The organism is Acidovorax sp. GW101-3H11, from assembly GCF_001633105.1.
Lineage (GTDB): Bacteria > Pseudomonadota > Gammaproteobacteria > Burkholderiales > Burkholderiaceae_C > Acidovorax.
The window spans coordinates 98,380-118,861 of the sequence record NZ_LUKZ01000002.1 but is presented as its reverse complement, the minus strand read 5'-3'; the positions used below and the strand labels follow the sequence as shown (position 1 = coordinate 118,861).

Sequence of the window (20,482 nt, the reverse complement as noted above, 5' to 3'; positions counted from 1 at the left end):
TCCTGTGGTGGTGTTTTTTTCAGGAGCCCGGGCTTCGCGGCCCGATCTGCGCCGCAGCCCATAGGAATCCTCAGCACGAATCACCGTGCAAAGGCGCCCATGGCTCCGGTGCGGACGATAGAAAAAGAAGGCGCTGCTGCAGCCTCTGCAAATGCAGAGGGAGCGGGAAACCCCTAAGCCCGCGCAGCGGCGGGCCACCGCCCTACGCGTTGCGCAGCGCCGCCACCAACTCCAGCTTGTTGCGCACGCCCAGCGCGGCGTAGGCGGTGCGCAGGTAGGTGCGCACCGTGGCGGGCGTGAGGCCCAGCGTGGCCGCAATGTCCTTGTGCGACTGCCCCTGGGCATAGAGCATGGCCACGCTCAGCTCGCGCGGGGCCAGCGCCTGCTTGTGCTGGCGCGATGCGATGCTCAGCGCCACCAGCGGGCCGCAGGGCTCCAGCCGCAGGCGGCAGGCCTTGCCCAGCACCAGGTTGCAAGGTGCGCCCGGCAGCGCCTGCACCACGGCCGGGGGCAGGCGGGTGCCGGTCCAATCGGGGCAGGCAGCGCGCAAGGCCTGGCTGATGCGCAGGCCTGCAAACAGCAGCTCGCCCGTGGGCTGGGCCAGCGCAAAGCTGTCCCAGGGGCGGCGGGGCGACTCGTGTTGCAGCCGCTGCAGCCGGTGGTGCCAGTGCTGCAGCAGGTGCAGCGCAAACTCGCCGAACAGCACGGTTTCGGCGTCGGTGAATTCGGTGCGTGTCTGCGGGCGGTAGACCGAGACAAAAAACAGCAGCCCGCTGTGCGGCAGCTCGGCCGTGAGGGCCATGCAGTGGTACAAGCCATGCCGCTCAGAGAAGGCCACGACCTGCGGATCCTCGGGCGCCACACCCACCACGTCGCGCTCGCGGATCACTTCGCCCAGTCGGCGCATGGACTCCAGCCCAAAGTCGTCCACCGCTGCCAGGGCATTCCATTCGTCGGCAAAGCCGCGGGCCAGGCCGATGCTGCCGTGCAGCCAGTTGCGCGGTGCGGCCTGCGCTTCACCCCCTGCGCCAGACTCACCGGCTGACACCTCGCCCCACCAGGCCGAATCAAAAGGCACCAGCCCGCGCAGCGTCTGCAGCGCCTGGTGCAGCAGGTCTTGCGGTGGTGCCTGCTGGGCCTGTTCGGACAGCAGGAGCAGGCTGCGGCTGAGCGCACGCAGCGGGTCGGCAGGCGGCACCTGCAGGGCGGTGCGCGGGCTCATGGGCCTGTGCGTTTGGCGACCACCCGGGGGGCGGAGGGGTCGCAGAGCGCGTGGGATGCAAGGGCCATGGTGTCTCCTGGTTTTTTTGGGCGATGGTAGCCGCCACCGGGGCACCGCCCTACCACCACCCCGGCATGTGCCGCCTGGTGCACCGGGAGACAGTTACTATCTTTTCAGGAGCTAAAAGCCCTTGATAGACGCGCGCAGAAGGCCATTTTTATGCACATTTCTCTGCCATTCAACCAGCCAGGCCATCCACCGCCTGGAACATCGACTGCCGGGCCTGGCTCACGATCTGGCCCTTCCACACATCGGTGTCGGTGTAGAAGGCGGCGAGCATCTGGGCCTTGATCTGTGCATGCTGCTCGGCGGGTGCGCCGGGGTGCAGGTTGAGCCACTGCTCGGCGCGGATGGCGTTCATCACGTCGAGCACGGGCACGGTGCCGTATTCCATGGCAATGCCGGTGTATTCGGCATGGGGGCATTCGTCGTAGATGGCGGTCCACATCAGCCCGGTGAGGAAGGCCGAGGTGGACGAGCCGTCATAGATCGACGTGACGGGCGTGGCGCCGCCGCCGTCCCACCAGGTGCGCGCACGGGCCACGGCCACGGCGTCGTCCTTGCCGGCATAGATGCGCTCGCCATGGCCGCTCGGGCCCAGGCCCGTGTGCAGGTCGATCCAGGCCACGTGCGATGCGCCCGCGCCGTGCTGGCGCAGCACCTGGCGCAGCGTGCGGTTGCTCCAGGTGGGCTCGGTGCCACCAAAGAAGATGCCCTGCGGAAACTCGTGCTGGCCCTGCGAGATGGCGGCCTGCCACGCGGCCTCGCCCTTGGTGTCGATGTACTGCTGCACAGCGGCCAGGTTGTCGGGGCCGGGTGGCCACTGCTCGGGCAGCAGCAGGGGCTGCACCTCGCGGTAGGCAGTGTTCACGGGCAGGGGTTGGCTGAAGTCCTGGAAGTTGCGGTTCAGGTCCACGTTCTCGTGCGTGAAGCGGCGCACATGCGAGAAGCCGTAGGGGTTGAGCGCATGGATATAAAGCGTGGCCACACCCGCCGCATGCGCCTTGTCGCGCCACTCCTGGTCGTGCAGTGCAAACACCTGCACGCCGCTGCCGCAGTAGCCTTCGGCGCCATGGCAGGCGCTGCTCACGACGAGCAGCTTTTTGGCATCCGCCGGGCCGTCGCGCACCACGTCCATCGCCAGGTCTTCACCGTCCCGGCCCTTGAGCGGATGGGCGTGCGATTCGATGGGCAGGCCGGCGGCTGCGGCGGCCTCCAGAAACTTCTTGCGCGCCTGGGCGTAGCTGGGCGAGAAGGCTTCAACGATTCCGATCATGGACGTGGCTTTCAGGGATCAGTGGGGGAAGGCAAAGAAAACCCGGGCACGCGCGCTGCGTGCGCCCGGGTGGAGAGGCTCGATGGATTTCGACGGGTATCAGGCCGCCTTGGCGGGCTGGGCCAGCCAGGCTTCGGCCAGCTTGACCCAGTAGGTCGCGCCCAGCGGGATCAGGTCGTCGTTGAAGTCGTAGCTGGGGTTGTGCAGCGTGCAGGGGCCGCCGCCATGGCCCATCTCGCGGTGGGCGCCGTCGCCGTTGGCAATGAAACAGTAGGCGCCTGGCTTGGCCTGCAGCATGAAGGCGAAGTCTTCGGCGCCCATGGTGGGCTCCTGCGCCAGCACGTTGGATTCGCCCACGATGCTGGCCATGACCGCGCGCGCAAACTCGGCCTCGGGGGCGGAGTTAACGGTGGGCGGGTAGTTGCGCACGAACTCGAATTCGCACACGGCGTCATGCGCGGCACAAGTGTGCTCGGCAATCTGCTGCATGCGCTTTTCAATCAGGTCGAGCACCTCCAGCGTGAAGGTGCGCACCGTGCCCTGCAGCTCGCAGCTGTCGGGCACCACGTTGGTCGCCTCGCCCGCGTGGATCATGGTGACCGAGATCACGCCCGCATCCACCGGCTTCTTGTTGCGGGTGATGATGGTCTGGAAGGCCTGCACCATCTGGCAGGCAATCGGCACGGGGTCGATGCCGTTGTGCGGCAGCGCGGCATGGCTGCCCTTGCCCCGGATGGTGATCTTGAACTCGTTGCTCGACGCCATCACCGGGCCGGGGCTCACGGCAAACTGGCCCACGGGCATGCCGGGCCAGTTGTGCATGCCGTACACGGCCTCCATGGGGAATTGCTCGAACAGGCCGTCCTTGATCATCTCGCGCGCACCGCCACCGCCTTCTTCGGCGGGCTGGAAGATCAGGTACACGGTGCCGTCGAAGTTGCGGTGCTTGGCAAAGTGCTGCGCTGCGGCCAGCAGCATGGCCACATGGCCGTCATGGCCGCAGGCGTGCATCTTGCCCTGGTGTTTGCTGGCGTGGGCGAAGGTGTTGAACTCCTGCATGGGCAACGCGTCGATGTCGGCGCGCAGGCCAATCGCACGGCCACTGGCGCCCCCATCGCGCCCCTTCACGATGCCCACCACCCCCGTGGTGCCCATGCCGCGGTGGATGGGAATGCCCCATTCGGTGAGCTTGCCCGCCACCACATCGGCGGTGCGCACCTCTTCAAAGCACAACTCGGGGTGGGCGTGAATGTCCCGGCGCACCGCTGCAATACTGGCCGCCTGGGTGACGATGGAGTCAATAACGTTCATGATATGTGTCCTTACGATCTCACAGTCTAGCCCGCAGGCCGTCCCTTGCGCCACTCCGGGTTTATTTGCACTGCAACATGACACTCTCCCCGCACGCCCTCGAACTTGCGCAAACCCTGGTGCGCATGAACACCGTCAGCCACCACTCCAACCTGGAGCTGATCCATTTCATCCGCGACCACCTCGCCAAGCTGGGCGTGAAAAGCCGCCTCACCTTCAACGAGGACAAGACCAAGGCCAACCTGTTCGCCACGCTGGGCGAGGGCAAGCCAGCGGGCATCATCCTCTCGGGCCACACCGACACGGTGCCGTGGGACGGGCAGGACTGGACCATGGACCCGCTGAGCGCGCTGGTGAAAGACGGCAATCTGTACGGGCGCGGGAGCGCCGACATGAAGGCGTTCATCGGCATTGCCGTCTCGCACGCCGAGCAGTTCCTGCACAGCGATGCGCCTTTCGCCATCCACCTGGCGTTCAGCTACGAGGAAGAGATTGGCTGCTTTGGCGTGAAGGAACTCATCGCCGACCTGCGCGACGCCAATATCAAGCCCCTGGCCTGCATCGTGGGCGAGCCCACCAGCATGGTCCCCGCCATCGCGCACAAGGGCGTGTACCGCTACAAGTGCTGCGTGCGCGGCAAGGAGGCGCATTCCTCCCTCACGCCCCATTCGGTCAACGCCATCGAGATGGCTGCCCGCGTGGTGGGCCGGGTGCGCGACATGGCGGAAGGCTTTGAGAAGAACGAGCCCCGCTTCGAGGGCTTTGACGTGCCGTTCTCGACCAGCAGCGTGGGCCAGTTCCACGGTGGCATTGCCGACAACGTGGTGCCGCGCGACGCCGAGTTCCGCTACGAGTTCCGCGACCTGCCCACGGCCAACGCCGCGCAGATGCAGGCCGAAGTGGTGGCCTACGCCAAATCGCTGGAACCCGCCATGAAGAAGGTGGCGCCTGCCGCAGGCTTCGCGTTCGAGACCATCTGCGAAATCCCGAGTTTTCTGGGCAGCAAGGACGACCCCGTGACGCGCCTGGCGCAAGAACTGTCGGGCGAAAAGAGCACCACGCTGGTGGCCTTTGGCACCGAAGCGGGGCTGTTCAAGAATGCGGGCATCTCCACCGTGGTGTGTGGCCCCGGCAGCATCCAGCAGGCGCACCAGCCGGATGAGTATGTGAGCCTGGAGCAGCTCGCGCGCTGCGAGGCGTTCATGCAGGGGCTGGCGCGCACCAAGTCGTTCGGCTGACTCGCGGCCAGCGTCTAGCAGGTCAGGCCAACGCAAGGCGCGCGAGGGTTGCGCTGGGCGCGATGCAGACCCGTGCCACCGTGGAACTGGCTTTGCCAGGCCACCGGTGGCGTCCCCCTGAGGGGGAAGACGCGAAGCGGCTCAGGGGGCTACGTCCGCACCCGGCCATCCCCTGTCAGCATCGACATCTCGACAAACTTCGACGCCGCGTGGCTGGTGGCGCTGAACGACACCGGAAAGCCCGAGATCACCTGGCTGCCGATGGACTCGGTGCCGGTGATGAAGCTCTCGCGCGTGATCTTGCCGCTGGCCTGGGCCTGGCGCAGGCCCTCGGTGAACACCCGGGCAGCCACATAGCCTTCCATGCTGGAGTAGTTGGCCTGCACCTTGTCGCCCCCCTTCTTGATGGCCTCCAGAAACTCGCGCGTGATCTGGCGCGAAGGCTGGTAGGGCGAAGGCACGACCTGCGACACCACCACACCGGCGCCGTCTTTGCCCAGCTCGTCGGCCAGCGCCTGCGTGCCCACAAACGACACGTTGTAGAACGTGCCACCAAACCCCGCCTTGCGCGCCGCCCGCACAAACGCGGCGGCCGAGGCATAGGCCGTGATCTGCACGATGGCGTCGGGCATGGCGGGCACGAGCTTGTCCACGGCCGCCTTCACGTCCACCGAGTTGCGCTCCACCGTGGCCGTGGCCACGGGGGCGAGCTTGAGTTCGGTAAGCGCCTTGGTCACCCCGTCCAGCCCGGCCTTGCCGTAGGCATCGTTCTGGTAGAACACCGCGATCTTCTTGAGCCCCAGGTTGGTGAGCTGGCGCACGATGAGCGCGGTTTCGTCGTAGTAAGACGCCCGCACATGGAAGATGAGCCGGTTGAACGGCTGGCGCAGCGCCTCGGCGCCGGTGAAGGGGCCAAAAAACGGCACCTTGGCCTGGTTGAACAGCGGCATGGCCGCCAGGCTGGTGGGGGTGCCGATGTAGCCAAACAGCGCAAACACCTCGTCGGCGATCAGCTTCCTGGTGTTCTCGGCGCAGCGGTCGGGCTCGTAGCCATCGTCCAGCGTGCGGATCTCGACCATGCGCTTGCCCACGCCACCCTGGGCGTTGAGCTGGTCAAAAAACAGTTTGGCACCCTGGTTGAACTGCACGCCCAGTTGGGCGGCCGGGCCGGTGAAGGCCGCCGACTGGCCCAGCACGATGCGGCCCTCACTTTGCGCCCGGGCCAGGTGGAAGCCCCCCAGCGCAGCCGCCCCCAGGCCCACGGAAAACTGTCTGCGCCCCAGTGCCATTTGCTTCATGGTGAAATCCTGCTCTCTCTGCTGTGAATCGAGGGCGATCCCTCTGCGCTGCCGGTAGGCAGCCTCCTTGGCCCAGCCGCAAGGGTATGCACGCCGGTTCCAACCCCGATGGCAGTTTAACGATCAGCCCGCATATGTCCACGCCCTCCGCCGCCAATCCCATTCAAACCACACCGATTCAGGTGCGCGGCGCCTGCCCGCACGACTGCCCCGACACCTGCGCGCTGCTGACCACGGTGGACGAACAGGGCGTGGCCACCCGCGTGCAGGGCAACCCCGACCACCGCCACACCGACGGCGCGCTGTGCGCCAAGGTGAGCAAGTACACCGAGCGCAGCTACCACCCCGAGCGTGTGCTCACCCCGCTCAAGCGCAGCGGCCCCAAGGGCAGCGGCCAATTCACCCCGGTCAGCTGGGACGAAGCCTTGAGCAACATCGCCCAGCGCCTGCAAACCATCGCCGCGCGCGCGCCCGAGGCCATCCTGCCCTACAGCTACGCGGGCACCATGGGCATGGTGCAGGGCGAGAGCATGGACCGGCGCTTCTTCCACAAGCTGGGCGCATCGCAGCTCGACCGCACCATCTGCGCGTCCGCCGGGGCCGAGGCGCTGATCCAGACCCTGGGCGGCAAGGTGGGCATGAAGGTGGAGTTTTTTGCCGAATCGCAGCTCATCGTCATCTGGGGCAGCAACTCCATCGGCAGCAACCTGCACTTCTGGCGCTACGCGCAGCAGGCCAAACGCAATGGCGCCAAGCTGGTGTGCATCGACCCCCGCAAGAGCGAGACGGCCGACAAGTGCCACGAACACATTGCCCTGCGCCCCGGCACCGACGCCGCGCTGGCGCTGGCACTGATGCACGAGCTGATCGCCCACGACTGGCTGGACCACGACTACATCGCGCGCCACACGCTGGGCTGGGAGCAGTTGCGCGAACGCGCCCTGCAGTGGCCGCCCGAGCGCGCGGCCGAGGTCTGCGGCATTCCGGTGGAGCAGATCCGCCAGCTCGCCCAGGACTACGGCACCACGAAGCCCGCCGCCATCCGCCTGAATTACGGCATGCAGCGCGTGCGCGGCGGCGGCAATGCGGTGCGCGCCGTGGCCTGCCTGCCCGCGCTCACGGGCGCCTGGCGCCACCGCGCGGGCGGCGTGCTGCTGTCCAGCTCAGGCCAGTTCCCCGCGCAGCGCGGCGTGCTGCAGATGCCCGAACTGATGCCCGCGAAGACACCGCGCACCATCAACATGTCCACCATTGGCGACGACCTGCTGCGCGCGGCCTCGCCCGCGTTCGGCCCCCAGGTCGAGGCCATCGTGGTCTACAACAGCAACCCCGTGGCCGTGGCGCCCGACTCCGGCAAGGTGGTGCAGGGCTTTGCGCGCGAAGATTTGTTCACCGTGGTGCTGGAGCACTTCCGCACCGACACGGCCGACTACGCCGACTACATCCTGCCCGCCACCACGCAGCTCGAACACTGGGACGTGCACCTGAGCTACGGCCACACCGACGTGCTGCTCAACCGCCCGGCCATTGCACCGCAGGGCCAGGCACGCAGCAATGCGCAGATATTCCGCGACCTGGCGGCGCGCATGGGCTTCACCGAGCCCGGGTTTGCCGACAGCGACGAAGCCCTGTGCCGCCAGGCGTTTGGCGACGCGGTGGACTACGCTTTGCTCGAAACCCAGGGTTTTGCCACGCTGGCCATTCCCGATGCGCCGTTTGCCGAGGGCCACTTCCCGTCCCCTTCTGGCAAATGCGAGTTCTACAGCGCCCGCCTGGCCGCACAGGGCCTGGACGGCCTGCCCGACCACCTGCCCAACTACGAGCTGCAGGGCACGGATGCGCGCTACCCGCTGGCCATGATCTCGCCGCCAGCGCGCAACTTCTTAAATTCCACCTTCGTTAATGTGCAGAGCCTGCGCAACATCGAAGGCCGCCCGGTACTGGAGATCCACCCCGACGACGCCGAGGCGCGTGGCATCGCCAACGACGCCGTGGTGCGCGTGTTCAACGACCGGGGCAGCTACCTGTGCCACGCCACCGTGTCGCGCCGCGCACGGCCCGGTGTGGTCAACGGCCTGGGCATCTGGTGGCGCAAGATGGGGCTGGAAGGCACCAACGTGAACGAGGTGACCAGCCAGGCGCTGACCGACCTGGGGCGGGCGCCCACGTTCTATGACTGCCTGGTGGAGGTGGAGGCCCGCCCCACCGAGGCGGCGCTCCCTGCCTGAGTGGCTGCGGCGGCCCTCAGTTTGCTACTATTTTTATAGCTTAAAAGGCACACCCATTGCGCGCAGACGGCCTTTTTTGCTTAAAAATCCGCTGCACTCACCGCCACTGCCGCCCCAGAAACTCCGCCACCTGGTTCTCCAGCGTGGCGTGGTAGGCCACGCGGTCGAAGCCCTCGGGGTTGGCGGCGGCGTCGCCTGCGTCTGACACCAGGGGCCAGACGGACTGGGCCATGAAGGCAAAGTGCCCGGCGCCCGGCACGGTGCTCGCGTCCACCCCGGGCACATGGGCCGCCACATGCTGGCCGTGGTACTTGCCCTGCAGCACCACGTCGCGCTCGGCCATGATCACTTTCACCGGCACGGTGATGGCGGCCAGGCTCTGGGGCGTCAAGACCACGGCCATGGGCGCGAGGGCCACCACGGCGCGGATGCGGGGGTCGGCCACCGAGACCAGCGGGCCATCTTGCGCACCCGCCGGTGCAGCACCCGGTGTAGCGGGCGGGGCAGAGGGGCTGCTGTCGCCCCGGCCCGAGGAAAGTTTGCCCAGGCTGCAGAAGCCCGTGTCATCCGCCACGCTGCGGCAATGCTGGGCGGCGCGGGCGGGTTCGGCCTGGGCACCGGCCAGGGCCAGCACGGTGTAGCCGCCAGCCGAGTGCCCCACGGCGCCGATGCGCCCGGCAGGAATGCGGGGGCCCCATTCGGGGTGGGCCAGCAACGCGTCCAGCACGCGGCTCACCTGGCGCGGGCGTTCGCTGAAGTAGCGGCCCGAGGTGATCATCGACCGGTCTTCCCAGTTGTCGCCCGGGTGGCGCGGCGCGGCCACCAGGTAGCCATCGGCCGCCAGGCGCGTGGCCAGGTTGTGGTGGCCCAGCTCATGGCCGCCCGTGCCGTGCGAGATGAGAATCAGGCCCTTGAGCGGCGCTGCGGCCACCGGCGCGCCCGGCGTGACCACGGGCCGCCACGGGCCCATGGGCTGGGTGCGCGCCACGGCGGGGGTGGGGTAGTACAAGGCCACGGTCACGGGCTCGGCGCCCGGGACCACCAGGGTGCGCAGCCCGGCGTATTGCGCCGATGCGGGGGCGGCCCAGGCCAGCAGCGCGACCAAGGCTGCCAGCAGCGGGGCACGGGCAAACCGCCATGTGGTGCGGAGGGCCAGGAGAAGGATGAGGATCACGGTGCGCCTTTCGTCAATGGCCGCCCGGGGTGGCGGCTTGACGGCACTGTAGGCAGCGCCCGCTGCAGGCTCCAGCGCCCTGCGACGAAACGCGGCTGTGCGGCGCGAAATGCAGAACGGAAGGCGGGAGCGGATGCCCGCCCCGCCCCTGCCCGCACCGGGTTACAGCGCGGCTTCGAGGATGCGGCGGCTCACGGCGGGTGTGATCTCGCGCTGCTCGCCCAGTGTGACCATGCCGTGCGCTTCGAGCTGCGCCACCACGGCGTTCACGGTGTCACCGCCCAGGCCATAGCCCGACAAGCGCGTGGCGATGCCCATGCTTTCAAAGAAGTCGCGCGTACGCTCGATGGCGGCGGTGATGCGTTCGTCGTCGGTGCCGGTGGTGATGCCCCACACGCGCTCGCCGTACTGCAGCAGCTTGGCGCGCTTGGCCACCCGGCGTTCGTTGAGCAGCGCGGGCAGCACGATGGCCAGCGTGCGCGCATGGTCGATGCCGTGCAGCGCTGTGAGCTCGTGGCCGATCATGTGCGTGGCCCAGTCCTGCGGCACGCCTGCGCCGATCAGGCCGTTGAGCGCCATGGTGGCGGCCCACATAAGGTTGGCGCGGTCGTCGTACACCGGCTCTTGCGCCGTCAGCAGGCGCGGGCCGATCTCGATCAGCGTCTGCAGGATGCCTTCGGCAAAGCGGTCCTGCACGGGCGCGTTGACGGGGTAGGTGAGGTACTGCTCCACCGTGTGCACAAACGCATCGACCACGCCGTTGGCCAGCTGCTGGGGCGGCAGGGTGTAGGTCTTGGTGGGGTCGAGCACCGAGAACACGGGGTAGGTGTGGTGGCTGCCAAACGCCAGCTTGGCGCCCTTGGCGCGGTGGGTGATGACGCCGCCATTGTTCATCTCCGACCCCGTGGCGGGCAGCGTGAGCACGGCGCCGAAGGGCATGGCGTCCTGGATGTTGCGGCCATGTTTTTCGAGGATGGCCCAGGGGTCATCGCCCTCGAAGCGCACGGCGGCCGCAATGAACTTGACGGCATCGATGACCGAGCCGCCGCCCACGGCCAGCAGAAAGTCAAAGCCGCCTTCGCGGATCTGCGCCACGGCCTTCATGGAGGTCTCAAAGCTCGGGTTGGGCTCGATGCCGCTGAAGGTGGCGTGCGGGCGCTCGCCCAGCGCGGCGCGCACCTCGGCCAGGGTGCCGGTCTTCTCGGCGCTGGCGCCGCCCACCAGGATCAGCACCTTGGCGGCTGCGGGCACGAGCTTGGCCAGGTCGGCAATGCGGCCCTGGCCGAAGGCGATGTGGGTGGGGTTGTGGAAGTCGAAATTCAGCATGGGGGTCTTTCTGGGCAGGGCCGGCGCATGCGCCGTGGGGGGTCGCATTGTGCGGCGCACCCGCGCCCCGGCGGCGTCGCGTGGGCGATAGCCCTGCGGCCGCCGCGCTCATCCCGGGCCCGTCAGCGAAAACCGGCGATCTGGTGCACGGTGTCCGCCAGCCGCTGGGGTTGCGAGAAATACGCCGAGTGGCTCGCCTCGATGGACGACACCGTGGCGCAGGGCGAGGCCGCGATCATCTTGCGCTGCAGGTCGATGGTCACGGCCCGGTCCTGCGTCAGCTCGATGTAGTGCCGGGGCACGCTGCCGTAGCGCGGCGTTGTCAGCCTGAGCCGCGTGAGCGCGGGCAGAGAGGGCTCGGGCGTGAGCAGCGCCTGGGCCAGCGCCACATCGGCGTCCGAGCAATCGGCGTACAGCGCGGGGCGGTAGGCCTCGGGCGCCAGGTGGTCGGTCAAGGTGCTGCGGCTGACATGGATGTGGCGCCCCACCAGCGAGGCCTTGTCCTGGCGGAAGAAGTCCGTCACCCGCTCGCCATGGCGCAGCATGTAGGCCGCCAGGTAGGTCACGCCCACCAGCTTGTGATGTCGCAGCTCAGCCACCGTGGACGCCACAATGCCGCCCCGGCTGTGCGCCACGATGAGCGCCGGGCCGTCCAGCGCATCGAGCACCCGGCACACATGCGCCGCCATGGCCGAGAGCGTGGTGCGCCCGCGCGCCACCCGCCAGTGGCGACCATGGGCGGGCAGGTCAGGCACATGCACCTGGTGCCCCCGGGCCTGCAGCAGCGGGACCACTTTGTGCCAGCACCAGGCGCCGTGCCAGCTGCCGTGCAAAAGAACGATATTCATGAAAATGCCTTTGGGTCTTGAAGAGAAGTGCCGGGCGCCAGATGCGCCACCAGCCGGGCGAGCGATGGCTTGGCGCCCCACTCCGGCAGGAGCGTAAAACCGCCCCGCCCCGGGCACTCGCTGAATCCGGACCACCGATTGGCGGCCGGTGGTGCGCCCCATCCCCGCCCCTCTCCTCCCCCGCCCGCTAAAGACCAAGATCAGGAGGCGCCCTCTTGCTGCAGCAGCAGCGCCTGCAGCCGCGCGGCCATGAAGTCGCGCAGCGCGCGCACCAGCGGCGTGAGCTGCCTGCGGCTGGGGGCCACGAGGAACAGCGGGACCGCTTCGGTGGTCCAGCCAGGGCACAGTGGCACCAGGCGGCCTGCGGCCAGGTCGTGCGCCACGTCAAAGTACGACTTGTAGGCAATGCCGCGCCCCAGCACGGCCCAGCGGCGCACGGCGTCGCCGTCATTGGCCACGTTGTGGCTGCGCACGCGCACCTGCGCCTCCTGGCCCGCCGCGTCCCAGAAGTGCCAGCGGTCGTGCACATCCTCGCCCAGCATGAAGCACAGGCAGTCGTGGTCCACCAGCGCATGCGGCGTGGGGGGCGCGCCGTGGGCCGCCAGGTAAGCCGGAGCCGCACACAGCACGCGCCGGTGCTCGGCCGCCAGCGGCAGTGCGACCAGGCCCGAATCCTGCGGCTTGCCATAGCGAAAGGCGGCGTCCACCGGCTCGCTGTACACGTTGGCCATGCGGTCTGACAGCTGCAAACGCACGGTGATGCCCGGGTGCTCGGTCTGGAAGGCATCGAGCCAGGGCAGCAGCACATTGCGCCCCAGGTCCGACGGCGCCGCCAGCTGCAGCGTGCCGCTCAGCGCACCCGCGCGGCCGCTGGCCAGCTGCCCCTGCACCTGCTGCAGCGCGGCCAGCGCGGGGCGGCAGTGCTCCAGAAACAACGCGCCCTCGGGCGTGAGCCGCAGGCTGCGGGTGGAGCGCACGAACAGCAGCACGCCCAGCTCGGCCTCCAGCCGCTTGAGCGCCGCGCTGGCCGCCGCCGGGGTGAGGTCCAGCGCACGGGCCGTGGCCGACAGGCTGCCGCTGTCCACGGTGCGCACAAAGATGTCGAGGTCTTGCAGGCTTTTCATGGCGGTTGGGGGTGGTACTGGCCTTATTTTCAAACATTGATTGAATATTCATTCAACTCTTCACCTATTTAAAAATAGATCCACAAGGCCAATCATCGGGGCATCTCCTTTCAGACCCAGGACCCGCCATGAAAGCCATCGGCTACCAAACCGCCCACCCCATCGACCACCCCGAAGCGCTGCTCGACATCACCCAACCCGACCCCGTGGCCACCGGCCACGATCTGCTGGTGGAGGTGCATGCCGTCTCGGTGAACCCCGTGGACACCAAGGTGCGCAAAAGCAGCTCGCGCAGCGGCGATGGCCCCGACTACAAGGTGCTGGGCTGGGACGCCAGCGGCATCGTGCGCGCCGTGGGGCCGGAGGTGACGCTGTTCCAGCCCGGCGACCGCGTCTGGTATGCGGGCTCCATCGCGCGCCCCGGCACCAACAGCGAGCTGCACCTGGTGGACGAGCGCATCGTGGGCCACGCGCCGAGGTCGCTGGACTTTGCCGAGGCCGCCGCGCTGCCGCTGACCACCATCACCGCGTGGGAGCTGCTGTTTGACCGCCTGGGCGTGGCCGCTGGCAAGCAGCCCACGAACAAGACCCTGCTCATCATCGGCGCAAGCGGCGGCGTGGGCTCCATCCTCACGCAGCTGGCGGCGCGGCTGACCAGCCTTACGGTGATCGGCACCGCATCACGCCCCGAAACCCAGCAGTGGGTGCGCGACCTGGGCGCCCACCACGTCATCGACCACAGCCTGCCGCTGACGCAAGAGCTGGCGCGCATCGGCCACCCCACGGTGGACATCATCGTGAGCCTCACGCAGACCGACGCGCACTTCGACCAGATCGTGGAGGCCATCGCGCCGCAAGGCCAGTTCGCGCTGATCGACGACCCCGTGTCGCTCGACGTGACGAGGTTCAAGCGCAAGTCGGTGTCGCTGCACTGGGAGCTGATGTTCACCCGCGCGCTGTTCGGCACCGCCGACATGATCGGCCAGCACCGCCTGCTGACCGAGGTGGCGCAGCTGGTGGACGCGGGGCTGATCCGCACCACGCTGGACCAGCGGTTTGGAACCATCAATGCGGCCAATCTGAAGCGGGCCCATGCGCTCATCGAGAGCGGCAAGGCGCGGGGCAAGCTGGTGCTGGAAGGGTGGAACTGAAGGATGCCAGCCCACTGAGTCCGAGGCAGCGGCGGGACGGCTTCTGAGGCGCGGTGGGTTCTGTATCCCGGTGAAAAATACTGTGTTTAATATCAGTATTTCAGCTATAAAACCGGACACAACAACCCCAGGAGCCCCTCCCATGCTGGACCACATGACCTTCCGCGTCACCGACATCACCCGCGCCAAGGCGTTCTACACCGCCGCCCTTGCGCCGCTGGGCTACAGCCTGTGTTTTGAAGGCAACTACGGCGCCAACATGCTGGGCTTTGCCTACCCGGACCCTGCTGAGCCTGACGGCAAAAAAGCCGATGTGTGGTTCATCGACGGCCCCTCGCCCTACGGCGGCCCGCCCGCCACCACAGGCTGCCACCTGGCCTGGCGCGCCCAGAACCGGGCGCAGGTGGATGCGTTCTATGCCGCCGCCATCGCAGCAGGCGGCAAGGGCAACGGCGCCCCGGGCCTCCGGCCCGACTACCACGCACACTACTACGGCGCCTTCGTGATTGATCCGGAAGGCAACAACATTGAGGCGGTGTGCCACCTGCCGGAGTAGGCGGAGCGGCACCGCTTAGAACGGTGAACCTCAACAAGTCGCCCGGTGCGCGCCCCTGCCAGACAGTAAGGACGGCCGCGTTTTGCCGGGAAAGGTCACAATCGGCGCCGCCAGCAGCGGCAACCCGAGGAGGCCCCCCAACGATGAACCCCGACGAGAGAACCCACAGGCGGCCGCGCAAGAAGGAGCCGCTATACCGCAAGGTGAACACCACCGCACACCGCGTGCACCATGGCCAGGGTGGCGACTTCAGCGATGACCGGAATACGTGAACCACTAAGACCGATGAGACGGCTCGCAGCCCCATGCACGGGCGGCGCAAGCTGGGGCTCGACTACACCCCACTATTCCGGTTCCTGATATCGAAGGTCGGCACTCGCTGGGACGACGTGTTTAGCGAAGCCGTAGCGCGGCTGGACCGCCCCGACCCGATTTTTTGGCTGGTGGCGCGACAACCGCATGAGCGACGGCGCTATGTGTTGATCGGCGAGTCCAGTTTCTACAACGGTTTGTATGTGGATGAGGCGGGGACACTGCAGCAGGTCGATCCGCTGGTCGGCCCGTCCAGCTTGGTACCACTGTGCCGATGCTGCACCCACACCTTCAACGGCACGCCCTTCACCCGTCCATTCGCCGGTTCCGGCATGCCATTGGACCCAGACGCGGAAGCACAGGTGGAAGCGACTGTGAACAGGTAGGAATGACGTGTGGCCAAGGCCTCGGATGCCTGGCCCCACCAACTGCCGTCGTTGACATTGCAAGGCCCGGCAGCGAGCCAGGCCTGCGCCATCAACCTGGATCAGTCCAGCTTCACGCCTGCCGCCTTGATGATCTCGCCCCAGCGCTTGGACTCCGCCCGCGCCATGGCGCGGAACTGCTCGGGCGTGCCGGGCAATGCTTCCATGCCGAAGTCGGTCATGCGCTTGACCACGGCAGGGTTCAGCAGGGCCTTGTTCAGCTCGGCATTCAAACGCGTGGTGATCGCGGCGGGCAGACCTGCGGGCGCCAGGATGCCCTGGAACGCGAACACCTCGGTGTTGGGCACACCGGCTTCGGCCAGGGTGGGTACGTCCGGCAACGCGGCCACGCGCTTGGCCGAGCCGATGGCCAGGGCGCGCACCTTGCCCGAGGTGATCACGGGCAGGCCGGCGGCCAGGTCCAGGAACATGCAGGGCACCTGGCCGCCCATCACGTCCTGCAGCGCGGGCGCGGCGCCGCGGTAGGGGATGTGGGTGATGAAGCTCTTGGTGCGGTGCTTGAACATCTCCATCGCCAGGTGGTGCGGCGAGCCGTTGCCGGGCGATGCGTAGTTGAGCTTGCCGGGGTTGGCGCGCACGTAGTCCAGAAATTCCTTCACCGTCTTGGCTTCGAACGACGGGTGCACCACCAGCGCCAGCGGGAAGCGGCTGATGCCGCCCACGTAGCTGAAGTCCTTTTCGGGGTTGAACGGCAGCTTGGTGAACAGGTGTTCGTTGTAGGCCAGGATGGCGTTGTCGGCCGACATGAAGGTGTTGCCGTCGGGCTTGGCGGTGGCCACGGCCTGGCCGCCGATGTTGGTGGAGGCGCCGGGGCGGTTGTCCACAATGATCTGCTGGCCCAGCGTCTGGCGCATGGCTTCGGCCACGGTGCGGGCCAGCACGTCGGTGCCGCCGCCTGCCGGGTAGGGCACGACCCAGCGCAGGGGCTGGTCGGGCCAGCCAGATTGGGCAGCGGCCCAGGGCGCGGCGGTGGTGGCGCCTGCGGCGGCCAGGGCGGACAAGAGGGTTCTGCGTTGCATGAGGCTGTCTCCTTGATACTATTGATTTGATAGCTGCTTGCGCTTATCCATCGCGCGCAAGCAGCCTTTTTTATTCAATTTTTTGCCGATCGAGTGCTCAGGCAGCCGGGGCTGCAATCGCTTGGTCAATGGCGCCGAAGATGCTGGCGCCGTCCTTGCCTTTGACCTCGATGCGGATGGTGTCGCCGAACTTCATGAAGTCGGTGCTGGGCTTGCCGTCCTGGATGGTTTCGATGCAGCGCTTTTCGGCGATGCAGCTGTAGCCCTTGGGCCATTCGGTGCGGCCGTTGGCGTCAGTGATGCCCTTGTTGCTCACGGTGCCACTGCCGATGATGGAGCCCGCGCGCAGGTTGCGCGTCTTGGCCACGTGGGCGATGAGCTGGCCGAAGTGGAAGGTCATCTCGGGGCCCGCATCGCACATGCCGACCTTGCGGCCGTTCCAGGTCGATTGCACGGTGAGGTTGACGCGGCCATGGTCCCAGGCGTCGCCCAGCTCGTCCAGCGTGACGGCCACGGGGCCGAAAGCGGTGGCGGGTTTGCTCTGGAAGAAGCCAAAGCCCTTGGCCAGCTCGGCCGGGATCAGGTTGCGCAGGCTCACGTCGTTGGCAATCATCACCAGGCGAATGCCGTCCAGCGCCTGGTCGGCGTTGGTGCCCATCTTCACGTCGCCCGTGACCACGGCGATCTCGGCCTCGAAGTCGATGCCCATGGCTTCGCTGGGCACCACCACGTCGTCGCAGGGGCCGATGAAGTCGTCACTGCCGCCCTGGTACATCAGGGGGTCGGTGTAGAAGCTCTCGGGCACTTCGGAGTTGCGCGCCTTGCGCACCAGCTCCACGTGGTTGATGTAGGCCGAGCCGTCGGCCCACTGGTAGGCGCGGGGCAGCGGGGCCATGCACTGGGCGGGGTCGAACGGGAAGGCGTGGCGCGCGCGGCCGCTGTTGAGCTGGTCGTACAGGTCCTGCAGCTGGGGCGAGAGGAAGCCCCAGTCGTCCAGCACCTGCTGCAGCTTGCTGGCAATGCCGGTCGCATAATGGGCTGTGCCCAGGTCGCGGGAGACGACAACCAGTTGGCCGTCGCGCGAGCCGTCTTTGTAGGTAGCGAGTTTCATGGTGGCAGGACCTTTGTCTCAAGAGGTTGAAGGCTTCACCCAACACGAATTACGCTTGGGTAAATTGATTTAACTAAACAAAACTCGCAAATTTTAGTGCACATGGACAAAGAACGTGCAGGAATTCAATCGGTCGAGGTGGGTTTTGCCCTGCTGGAGGGGCTGACACGCTCGCGCGGACCGCTGATGCTCAAGGATGTGGCGGCCTCGGCCGGCATGAGCGCGGCCAAGGCGCACCGGTATCTGGTGAGCTTCCAGCGCCTGGGCCTGGTCACACAAGACCCGCGCACCGCGCGCTACGACCTGGGCCCGGCGGCCCTCAAGCTGGGGCTGGCATCGCTGGCCCGGCTGGACGCCGTGCGCCTGGCCCGCGAGCGCATGCCCGCGCTGATGGAAACCATTGGCCACACGCTGGCGCTGGCGGTGTGGGGCAACCATGGCCCGACCATCGTGCACTGGGAGGAATCGCCCCAGGCCGTGACCGCCAACCTGCGCCTGGGCGACGTGATGCCACTGCTGTCGTCGGCCACGGGGCGGTGTTTTGCGGCCTTCATGTCGCCCGAGGTGGTGGCGCCGCTGATCAAGGAAGAACTGGCGCGCGCCGTGAAGATGCGCCGCACCGACCTGCCCGCCACCATGGCCGAGGTGAAAACCCTGCTGGCCGAGGTGCGCGAACGCGGCGCCGCGCGCGTGGTCGATACGCTGTTGCCCGGCATCGTGGCTTTTTGCGCACCGGTGTTCGACTCGGACGGCCACCTGGAGCTGGGCATCACCACGCTGGGCTCGATTGCCACCTTCGACCCCGAATGGGGCGGCGCCATTGACGCGCCGCTGCGTGCGGCCGCTGGCCAGCTCTCGCGCGATCTGGGCGCGGGCAGCGCCTGACCTGCGCCGCCACCGCACCGCATGCCCCGCCGCACGCTGGTTGCCATCACCGCCCTGGTGCTTGCCCTGCACTGGCTGGTGCTGAGTGGCGTGCCGCTGGCCTGGGACAGCCCGGCGCAGCCCACGGGCCAGGTGTTCAGCACCCGCAGCGTTGCCGCCCCGCCGCCCGCTGCCGTGCCCACGGTGGCCACAGCACCAGCAGCCAAGGCCGCCCCAGCCGCGGCGCCGCAACCCGCCGCCCGCAAAAAAACACCGGCCCGCACCACGCCTGCCCCCTCCCCCGCCGCAACACCCGCTGCGCCGCCACTGCCCGCCGAAGCCATGGCCACAGGCACCGGCACCGGCACCGGCACCGAAGTGGGCACTGACACAGCGCCAAACACTGCCACCGATTCACCAGCGCCCCCCGCCGAAGTAGCGGCGGCCGCCCCCGATGCCCCCGCATCTGCCGCCGCGCCCCCCGCCTCCCCGGCCGAAGCCACCACCGGGGTGGACATCACCCCGCCGGGCGCAGGCACCGGCCAGACGCCCCCGCAGCCACCGCCCCCCGCCCGCCTGCCGCCGCCCACGCGGCTCGCGTTTGACGTGAGCGGGCAGGCCAAAAAGTTTGCCTACAACGCCCGTGCCGAGCTGCTGTGGCAACACGACGGCAACCGCTACGAGGCGCGGCAGGAGATCAGCGCCTTCCTGGTGGGCACCCGCACGCAGCGCAGCGTGGGCGCCATCACGGCCCAGGGGCTGTTGCCCGAGAAGTTCTCCGACAAATCCCGCAGCGAACAGGCCGCGCATTTCGACTACGCCCAGGGCCGCGTCACCTTCAGCGCCAACACCCCGCAGGCCCCGGCCAGCCCCGGCGTGCAGGACCGCCTGAGCGTGTTCATCCAGCTCGGCGCGCTGCTGGCGGCCGACCCGGGGCGGTTTGTGCCCGGCACCCAGATCACCCTCACCACCGTGAGCGCCCGCAGCGCCGACCGCTGGACCTTCACCATCGAAGGCCCCGAAACGCTGGACCTGCCCTCGGGCGCCACCCCGGCCCTCAAGCTGCAGCGCCTGCCCCGCAAGGACTACGACCAGAAGGCCGAGCTGTGGGTGGCCCCGGCGCTGGGCTACCTGCCGGTGCGCATCAAGCTCACCCAGGCCAATGGCGACTTTGCCGACCTGCTGCTGCGCGAGAGCGGCGCGCCCTGAACGGCGCCAGACCGGATCCCGCGCCAAGTGTTGCGGCCGCACACCACCGGGGCAAAAAAGCCCCGCGAGCCCGGCGCACTGCGGTTTTCGTGAAATACTGGTTGCAACAGGGTTGATGCGGTGCGGCAGGTGTTCTGGTCGGCAGGCCTTCTCAGGGTCTGGCAAGACACCACCCCACCGCCGGGATACCCCGCAAGCCGCCCCCGGGGCTTGAACTCTGCGTGACTGGTGTCATCTGAATTTCAAATCAACCAGGGGAACACGATGCACATGCTCTACGACTCAGAATCCTTCGTGGTGGTCCACATGCTGCCCGACGCCGTGGAGAAAAAGAGCGCCCAGGCACTCAACGACACCGCCCCCGCCATTCCCCAGCTCGCCCGCCACGGCTTCGAAATTGTGGACAAGCGTTCGGGCAAAGAGGTGTATCTGGACGGCTCCTGGGCCGAGATGTTCCAGGAGCAGATCCTGGCCTGGCAACGCGACACCCCCACACAGGAAGAAGTGGAAGACGCGCTGGACCGCTATGCGGGGCTGGCGCAGAACCCGGTGGTGGTGCACTAAGACACCCCCCTGAGCCGCTGCGCGGCTTCCCCCCGCTCTCGCTACGCTGCGCTTCGCGGGCAGGGGGACGATGCCCTCGCTGCGGGGCGGCCCTTGCTTGACATCCCTGGCCCTGGGCGCGCCGGTTTTGTCGTGCAGTTCTTCT

General features: G+C 67.8%; 18 protein-coding genes. 8 read left to right on the top strand and 10 right to left on the bottom strand.

What is annotated here, in order from left to right; all coding sequences use genetic code 11:
* Window positions 1–202 precede the first annotated feature (202 nt).
* The 3 genes from A1D30_RS02690 to A1D30_RS02680 form a co-directional block, all read right to left on the bottom strand.
* Entirely contained in the window at window positions 203–1,222 is a 1,020-nt protein-coding gene (locus tag A1D30_RS02690; RefSeq protein ID WP_063459270.1) for a helix-turn-helix transcriptional regulator, read from the bottom strand.
* A gap of 238 nt (window positions 1,223–1,460) precedes the next feature.
* The gene (locus A1D30_RS02685) at window positions 1,461–2,558 is read right to left on the bottom strand and encodes a M14 family metallopeptidase (protein WP_063459269.1); all 1,098 of its coding nucleotides are present in this window, start codon (window positions 2,556–2,558) and stop codon (window positions 1,461–1,463) included.
* A 99-nt stretch (window positions 2,559–2,657) separates the two neighbouring features.
* Window positions 2,658–3,869: a M20 aminoacylase family protein gene (locus A1D30_RS02680; protein ID WP_063459268.1), complete on the bottom strand. Its 1,212-nt coding sequence runs from the start codon at window positions 3,867–3,869 to the stop codon at window positions 2,658–2,660.
* A gap of 77 nt (window positions 3,870–3,946) precedes the next feature.
* Here A1D30_RS02680 and argE point away from each other — a divergent pair, with 77 nt between their 5' ends.
* The gene (gene argE / locus A1D30_RS02675) at window positions 3,947–5,107 is read left to right on the top strand and encodes an acetylornithine deacetylase (protein ID WP_063459267.1); all 1,161 of its coding nucleotides are present in this window, start codon (window positions 3,947–3,949) and stop codon (window positions 5,105–5,107) included.
* A 149-nt stretch (window positions 5,108–5,256) separates the two neighbouring features.
* Here the strand turns inward: argE and A1D30_RS02670 are convergent, their stop codons facing one another.
* Entirely contained in the window at window positions 5,257–6,405 is a 1,149-nt protein-coding gene (locus A1D30_RS02670; protein WP_063459266.1) for an ABC transporter substrate-binding protein, read from the bottom strand.
* Between the two features lie 134 nt (window positions 6,406–6,539).
* Between A1D30_RS02670 and A1D30_RS02665 the strand changes: the two genes are divergently transcribed.
* Window positions 6,540–8,633: a molybdopterin oxidoreductase family protein gene (locus A1D30_RS02665; protein WP_063459265.1), complete on the top strand. Its 2,094-nt coding sequence runs from the start codon at window positions 6,540–6,542 to the stop codon at window positions 8,631–8,633.
* A 97-nt stretch (window positions 8,634–8,730) separates the two neighbouring features.
* Here A1D30_RS02665 and A1D30_RS02660 read toward each other — a convergent pair whose 3' ends face one another.
* The 4 genes from A1D30_RS02660 to A1D30_RS02645 all read right to left on the bottom strand — a co-directional run bounded on the left by A1D30_RS02660 (window position 8,731) and on the right by A1D30_RS02645 (window position 13,105).
* Complete coding sequence (locus A1D30_RS02660) at window positions 8,731–9,807, bottom strand: hypothetical protein (RefSeq protein WP_242421761.1); 1,077 nt, start codon at window positions 9,805–9,807, stop codon at window positions 8,731–8,733.
* A gap of 162 nt (window positions 9,808–9,969) precedes the next feature.
* Window positions 9,970–11,133 (bottom strand): iron-containing alcohol dehydrogenase, encoded by a 1,164-nt coding sequence (locus A1D30_RS02655; protein WP_063459264.1) that lies wholly within the window; start codon window positions 11,131–11,133, stop codon window positions 9,970–9,972.
* 122 nt (window positions 11,134–11,255) lie between these two features.
* Window positions 11,256–11,981 (bottom strand): alpha/beta fold hydrolase, encoded by a 726-nt coding sequence (locus A1D30_RS02650; RefSeq protein WP_063459263.1) that lies wholly within the window; start codon window positions 11,979–11,981, stop codon window positions 11,256–11,258.
* A 200-nt stretch (window positions 11,982–12,181) separates the two neighbouring features.
* A complete protein-coding gene (locus A1D30_RS02645) occupies window positions 12,182–13,105 on the bottom strand; it encodes a LysR family transcriptional regulator (RefSeq protein WP_063459262.1) in 924 nt (307 codons plus the stop codon).
* Window positions 13,106–13,233: 128 nt separating this feature from the next.
* Between A1D30_RS02645 and A1D30_RS02640 the strand changes: the two genes are divergently transcribed.
* The 3 genes from A1D30_RS02640 to A1D30_RS02630 all read left to right on the top strand — a co-directional run bounded on the left by A1D30_RS02640 (window position 13,234) and on the right by A1D30_RS02630 (window position 15,510).
* Entirely contained in the window at window positions 13,234–14,256 is a 1,023-nt protein-coding gene (locus tag A1D30_RS02640) for a zinc-binding alcohol dehydrogenase family protein (protein WP_063459261.1), read from the top strand.
* A 142-nt stretch (window positions 14,257–14,398) separates the two neighbouring features.
* The gene (locus A1D30_RS02635) at window positions 14,399–14,812 is read left to right on the top strand and encodes a VOC family protein (RefSeq protein ID WP_063459260.1); all 414 of its coding nucleotides are present in this window, start codon (window positions 14,399–14,401) and stop codon (window positions 14,810–14,812) included.
* Between the two features lie 305 nt (window positions 14,813–15,117).
* Window positions 15,118–15,510 carry a hypothetical protein gene (locus A1D30_RS02630; RefSeq protein ID WP_063459259.1) on the top strand — a complete coding sequence of 131 codons (393 nt, stop codon included), beginning with the start codon at window positions 15,118–15,120 and terminating at the stop codon, window positions 15,508–15,510.
* A gap of 101 nt (window positions 15,511–15,611) precedes the next feature.
* On the opposite strand, the gene A1D30_RS02625 is transcribed toward A1D30_RS02630, so the two are convergent.
* The gene (locus A1D30_RS02625) at window positions 15,612–16,589 is read right to left on the bottom strand and encodes a tripartite tricarboxylate transporter substrate binding protein (protein ID WP_063459258.1); all 978 of its coding nucleotides are present in this window, start codon (window positions 16,587–16,589) and stop codon (window positions 15,612–15,614) included.
* A gap of 97 nt (window positions 16,590–16,686) precedes the next feature.
* The gene (locus tag A1D30_RS02620) at window positions 16,687–17,700 is read right to left on the bottom strand and encodes a fumarylacetoacetate hydrolase family protein (protein ID WP_063459257.1); all 1,014 of its coding nucleotides are present in this window, start codon (window positions 17,698–17,700) and stop codon (window positions 16,687–16,689) included.
* Window positions 17,701–17,802: 102 nt separating this feature from the next.
* Here A1D30_RS02620 and A1D30_RS02615 point away from each other — a divergent pair, with 102 nt between their 5' ends.
* The 3 genes from A1D30_RS02615 to A1D30_RS02605 all read left to right on the top strand — a co-directional run bounded on the left by A1D30_RS02615 (window position 17,803) and on the right by A1D30_RS02605 (window position 20,337).
* Complete coding sequence (locus tag A1D30_RS02615) at window positions 17,803–18,585, top strand: IclR family transcriptional regulator (protein ID WP_063459256.1); 783 nt, start codon at window positions 17,803–17,805, stop codon at window positions 18,583–18,585.
* A gap of 21 nt (window positions 18,586–18,606) precedes the next feature.
* Window positions 18,607–19,773 carry a DUF3108 domain-containing protein gene (locus A1D30_RS02610; protein WP_063459255.1) on the top strand — a complete coding sequence of 389 codons (1,167 nt, stop codon included), beginning with the start codon at window positions 18,607–18,609 and terminating at the stop codon, window positions 19,771–19,773.
* A 264-nt stretch (window positions 19,774–20,037) separates the two neighbouring features.
* Window positions 20,038–20,337 carry a DUF3567 domain-containing protein gene (locus A1D30_RS02605; protein ID WP_063459254.1) on the top strand — a complete coding sequence of 100 codons (300 nt, stop codon included), beginning with the start codon at window positions 20,038–20,040 and terminating at the stop codon, window positions 20,335–20,337.
* The last annotated feature ends 145 nt before the right edge of the window (window positions 20,338–20,482 follow it).

What these genes read in the sequence shown, in the direction of transcription:
- A1D30_RS02690 (WP_063459270.1), bottom strand. Translation starts at nt 1,222, where the DNA reads ATGAGCCCGCGCACCGCCCTGCAGGTGCCGCCTGCCGACCCGCTGCGT.
- A1D30_RS02685 (WP_063459269.1), bottom strand. Translation starts at nt 2,558, where the DNA reads ATGATCGGAATCGTTGAAGCCTTCTCGCCCAGCTACGCCCAGGCGCGC.
- A1D30_RS02680 (WP_063459268.1), bottom strand. Translation starts at nt 3,869, where the DNA reads ATGAACGTTATTGACTCCATCGTCACCCAGGCGGCCAGTATTGCAGCG.
- argE (WP_063459267.1), top strand. Translation starts at nt 3,947, where the DNA reads ATGACACTCTCCCCGCACGCCCTCGAACTTGCGCAAACCCTGGTGCGC.
- A1D30_RS02670 (WP_063459266.1), bottom strand. Translation starts at nt 6,405, where the DNA reads ATGAAGCAAATGGCACTGGGGCGCAGACAGTTTTCCGTGGGCCTGGGG.
- A1D30_RS02665 (WP_063459265.1), top strand. Translation starts at nt 6,540, where the DNA reads ATGTCCACGCCCTCCGCCGCCAATCCCATTCAAACCACACCGATTCAG.
- A1D30_RS02655 (WP_063459264.1), bottom strand. Translation starts at nt 11,133, where the DNA reads ATGCTGAATTTCGACTTCCACAACCCCACCCACATCGCCTTCGGCCAG.
- A1D30_RS02650 (WP_063459263.1), bottom strand. Translation starts at nt 11,981, where the DNA reads ATGAATATCGTTCTTTTGCACGGCAGCTGGCACGGCGCCTGGTGCTGG.
- A1D30_RS02645 (WP_063459262.1), bottom strand. Translation starts at nt 13,105, where the DNA reads ATGAAAAGCCTGCAAGACCTCGACATCTTTGTGCGCACCGTGGACAGC.
- A1D30_RS02640 (WP_063459261.1), top strand. Translation starts at nt 13,234, where the DNA reads ATGAAAGCCATCGGCTACCAAACCGCCCACCCCATCGACCACCCCGAA.
- A1D30_RS02635 (WP_063459260.1), top strand. Translation starts at nt 14,399, where the DNA reads ATGCTGGACCACATGACCTTCCGCGTCACCGACATCACCCGCGCCAAG.
- A1D30_RS02630 (WP_063459259.1), top strand. Translation starts at nt 15,118, where the DNA reads ATGCACGGGCGGCGCAAGCTGGGGCTCGACTACACCCCACTATTCCGG.
- A1D30_RS02625 (WP_063459258.1), bottom strand. Translation starts at nt 16,589, where the DNA reads ATGCAACGCAGAACCCTCTTGTCCGCCCTGGCCGCCGCAGGCGCCACC.
- A1D30_RS02620 (WP_063459257.1), bottom strand. Translation starts at nt 17,700, where the DNA reads ATGAAACTCGCTACCTACAAAGACGGCTCGCGCGACGGCCAACTGGTT.
- A1D30_RS02615 (WP_063459256.1), top strand. Translation starts at nt 17,803, where the DNA reads ATGGACAAAGAACGTGCAGGAATTCAATCGGTCGAGGTGGGTTTTGCC.
- A1D30_RS02610 (WP_063459255.1), top strand. Translation starts at nt 18,607, where the DNA reads ATGCCCCGCCGCACGCTGGTTGCCATCACCGCCCTGGTGCTTGCCCTG.
- A1D30_RS02605 (WP_063459254.1), top strand. Translation starts at nt 20,038, where the DNA reads ATGCACATGCTCTACGACTCAGAATCCTTCGTGGTGGTCCACATGCTG.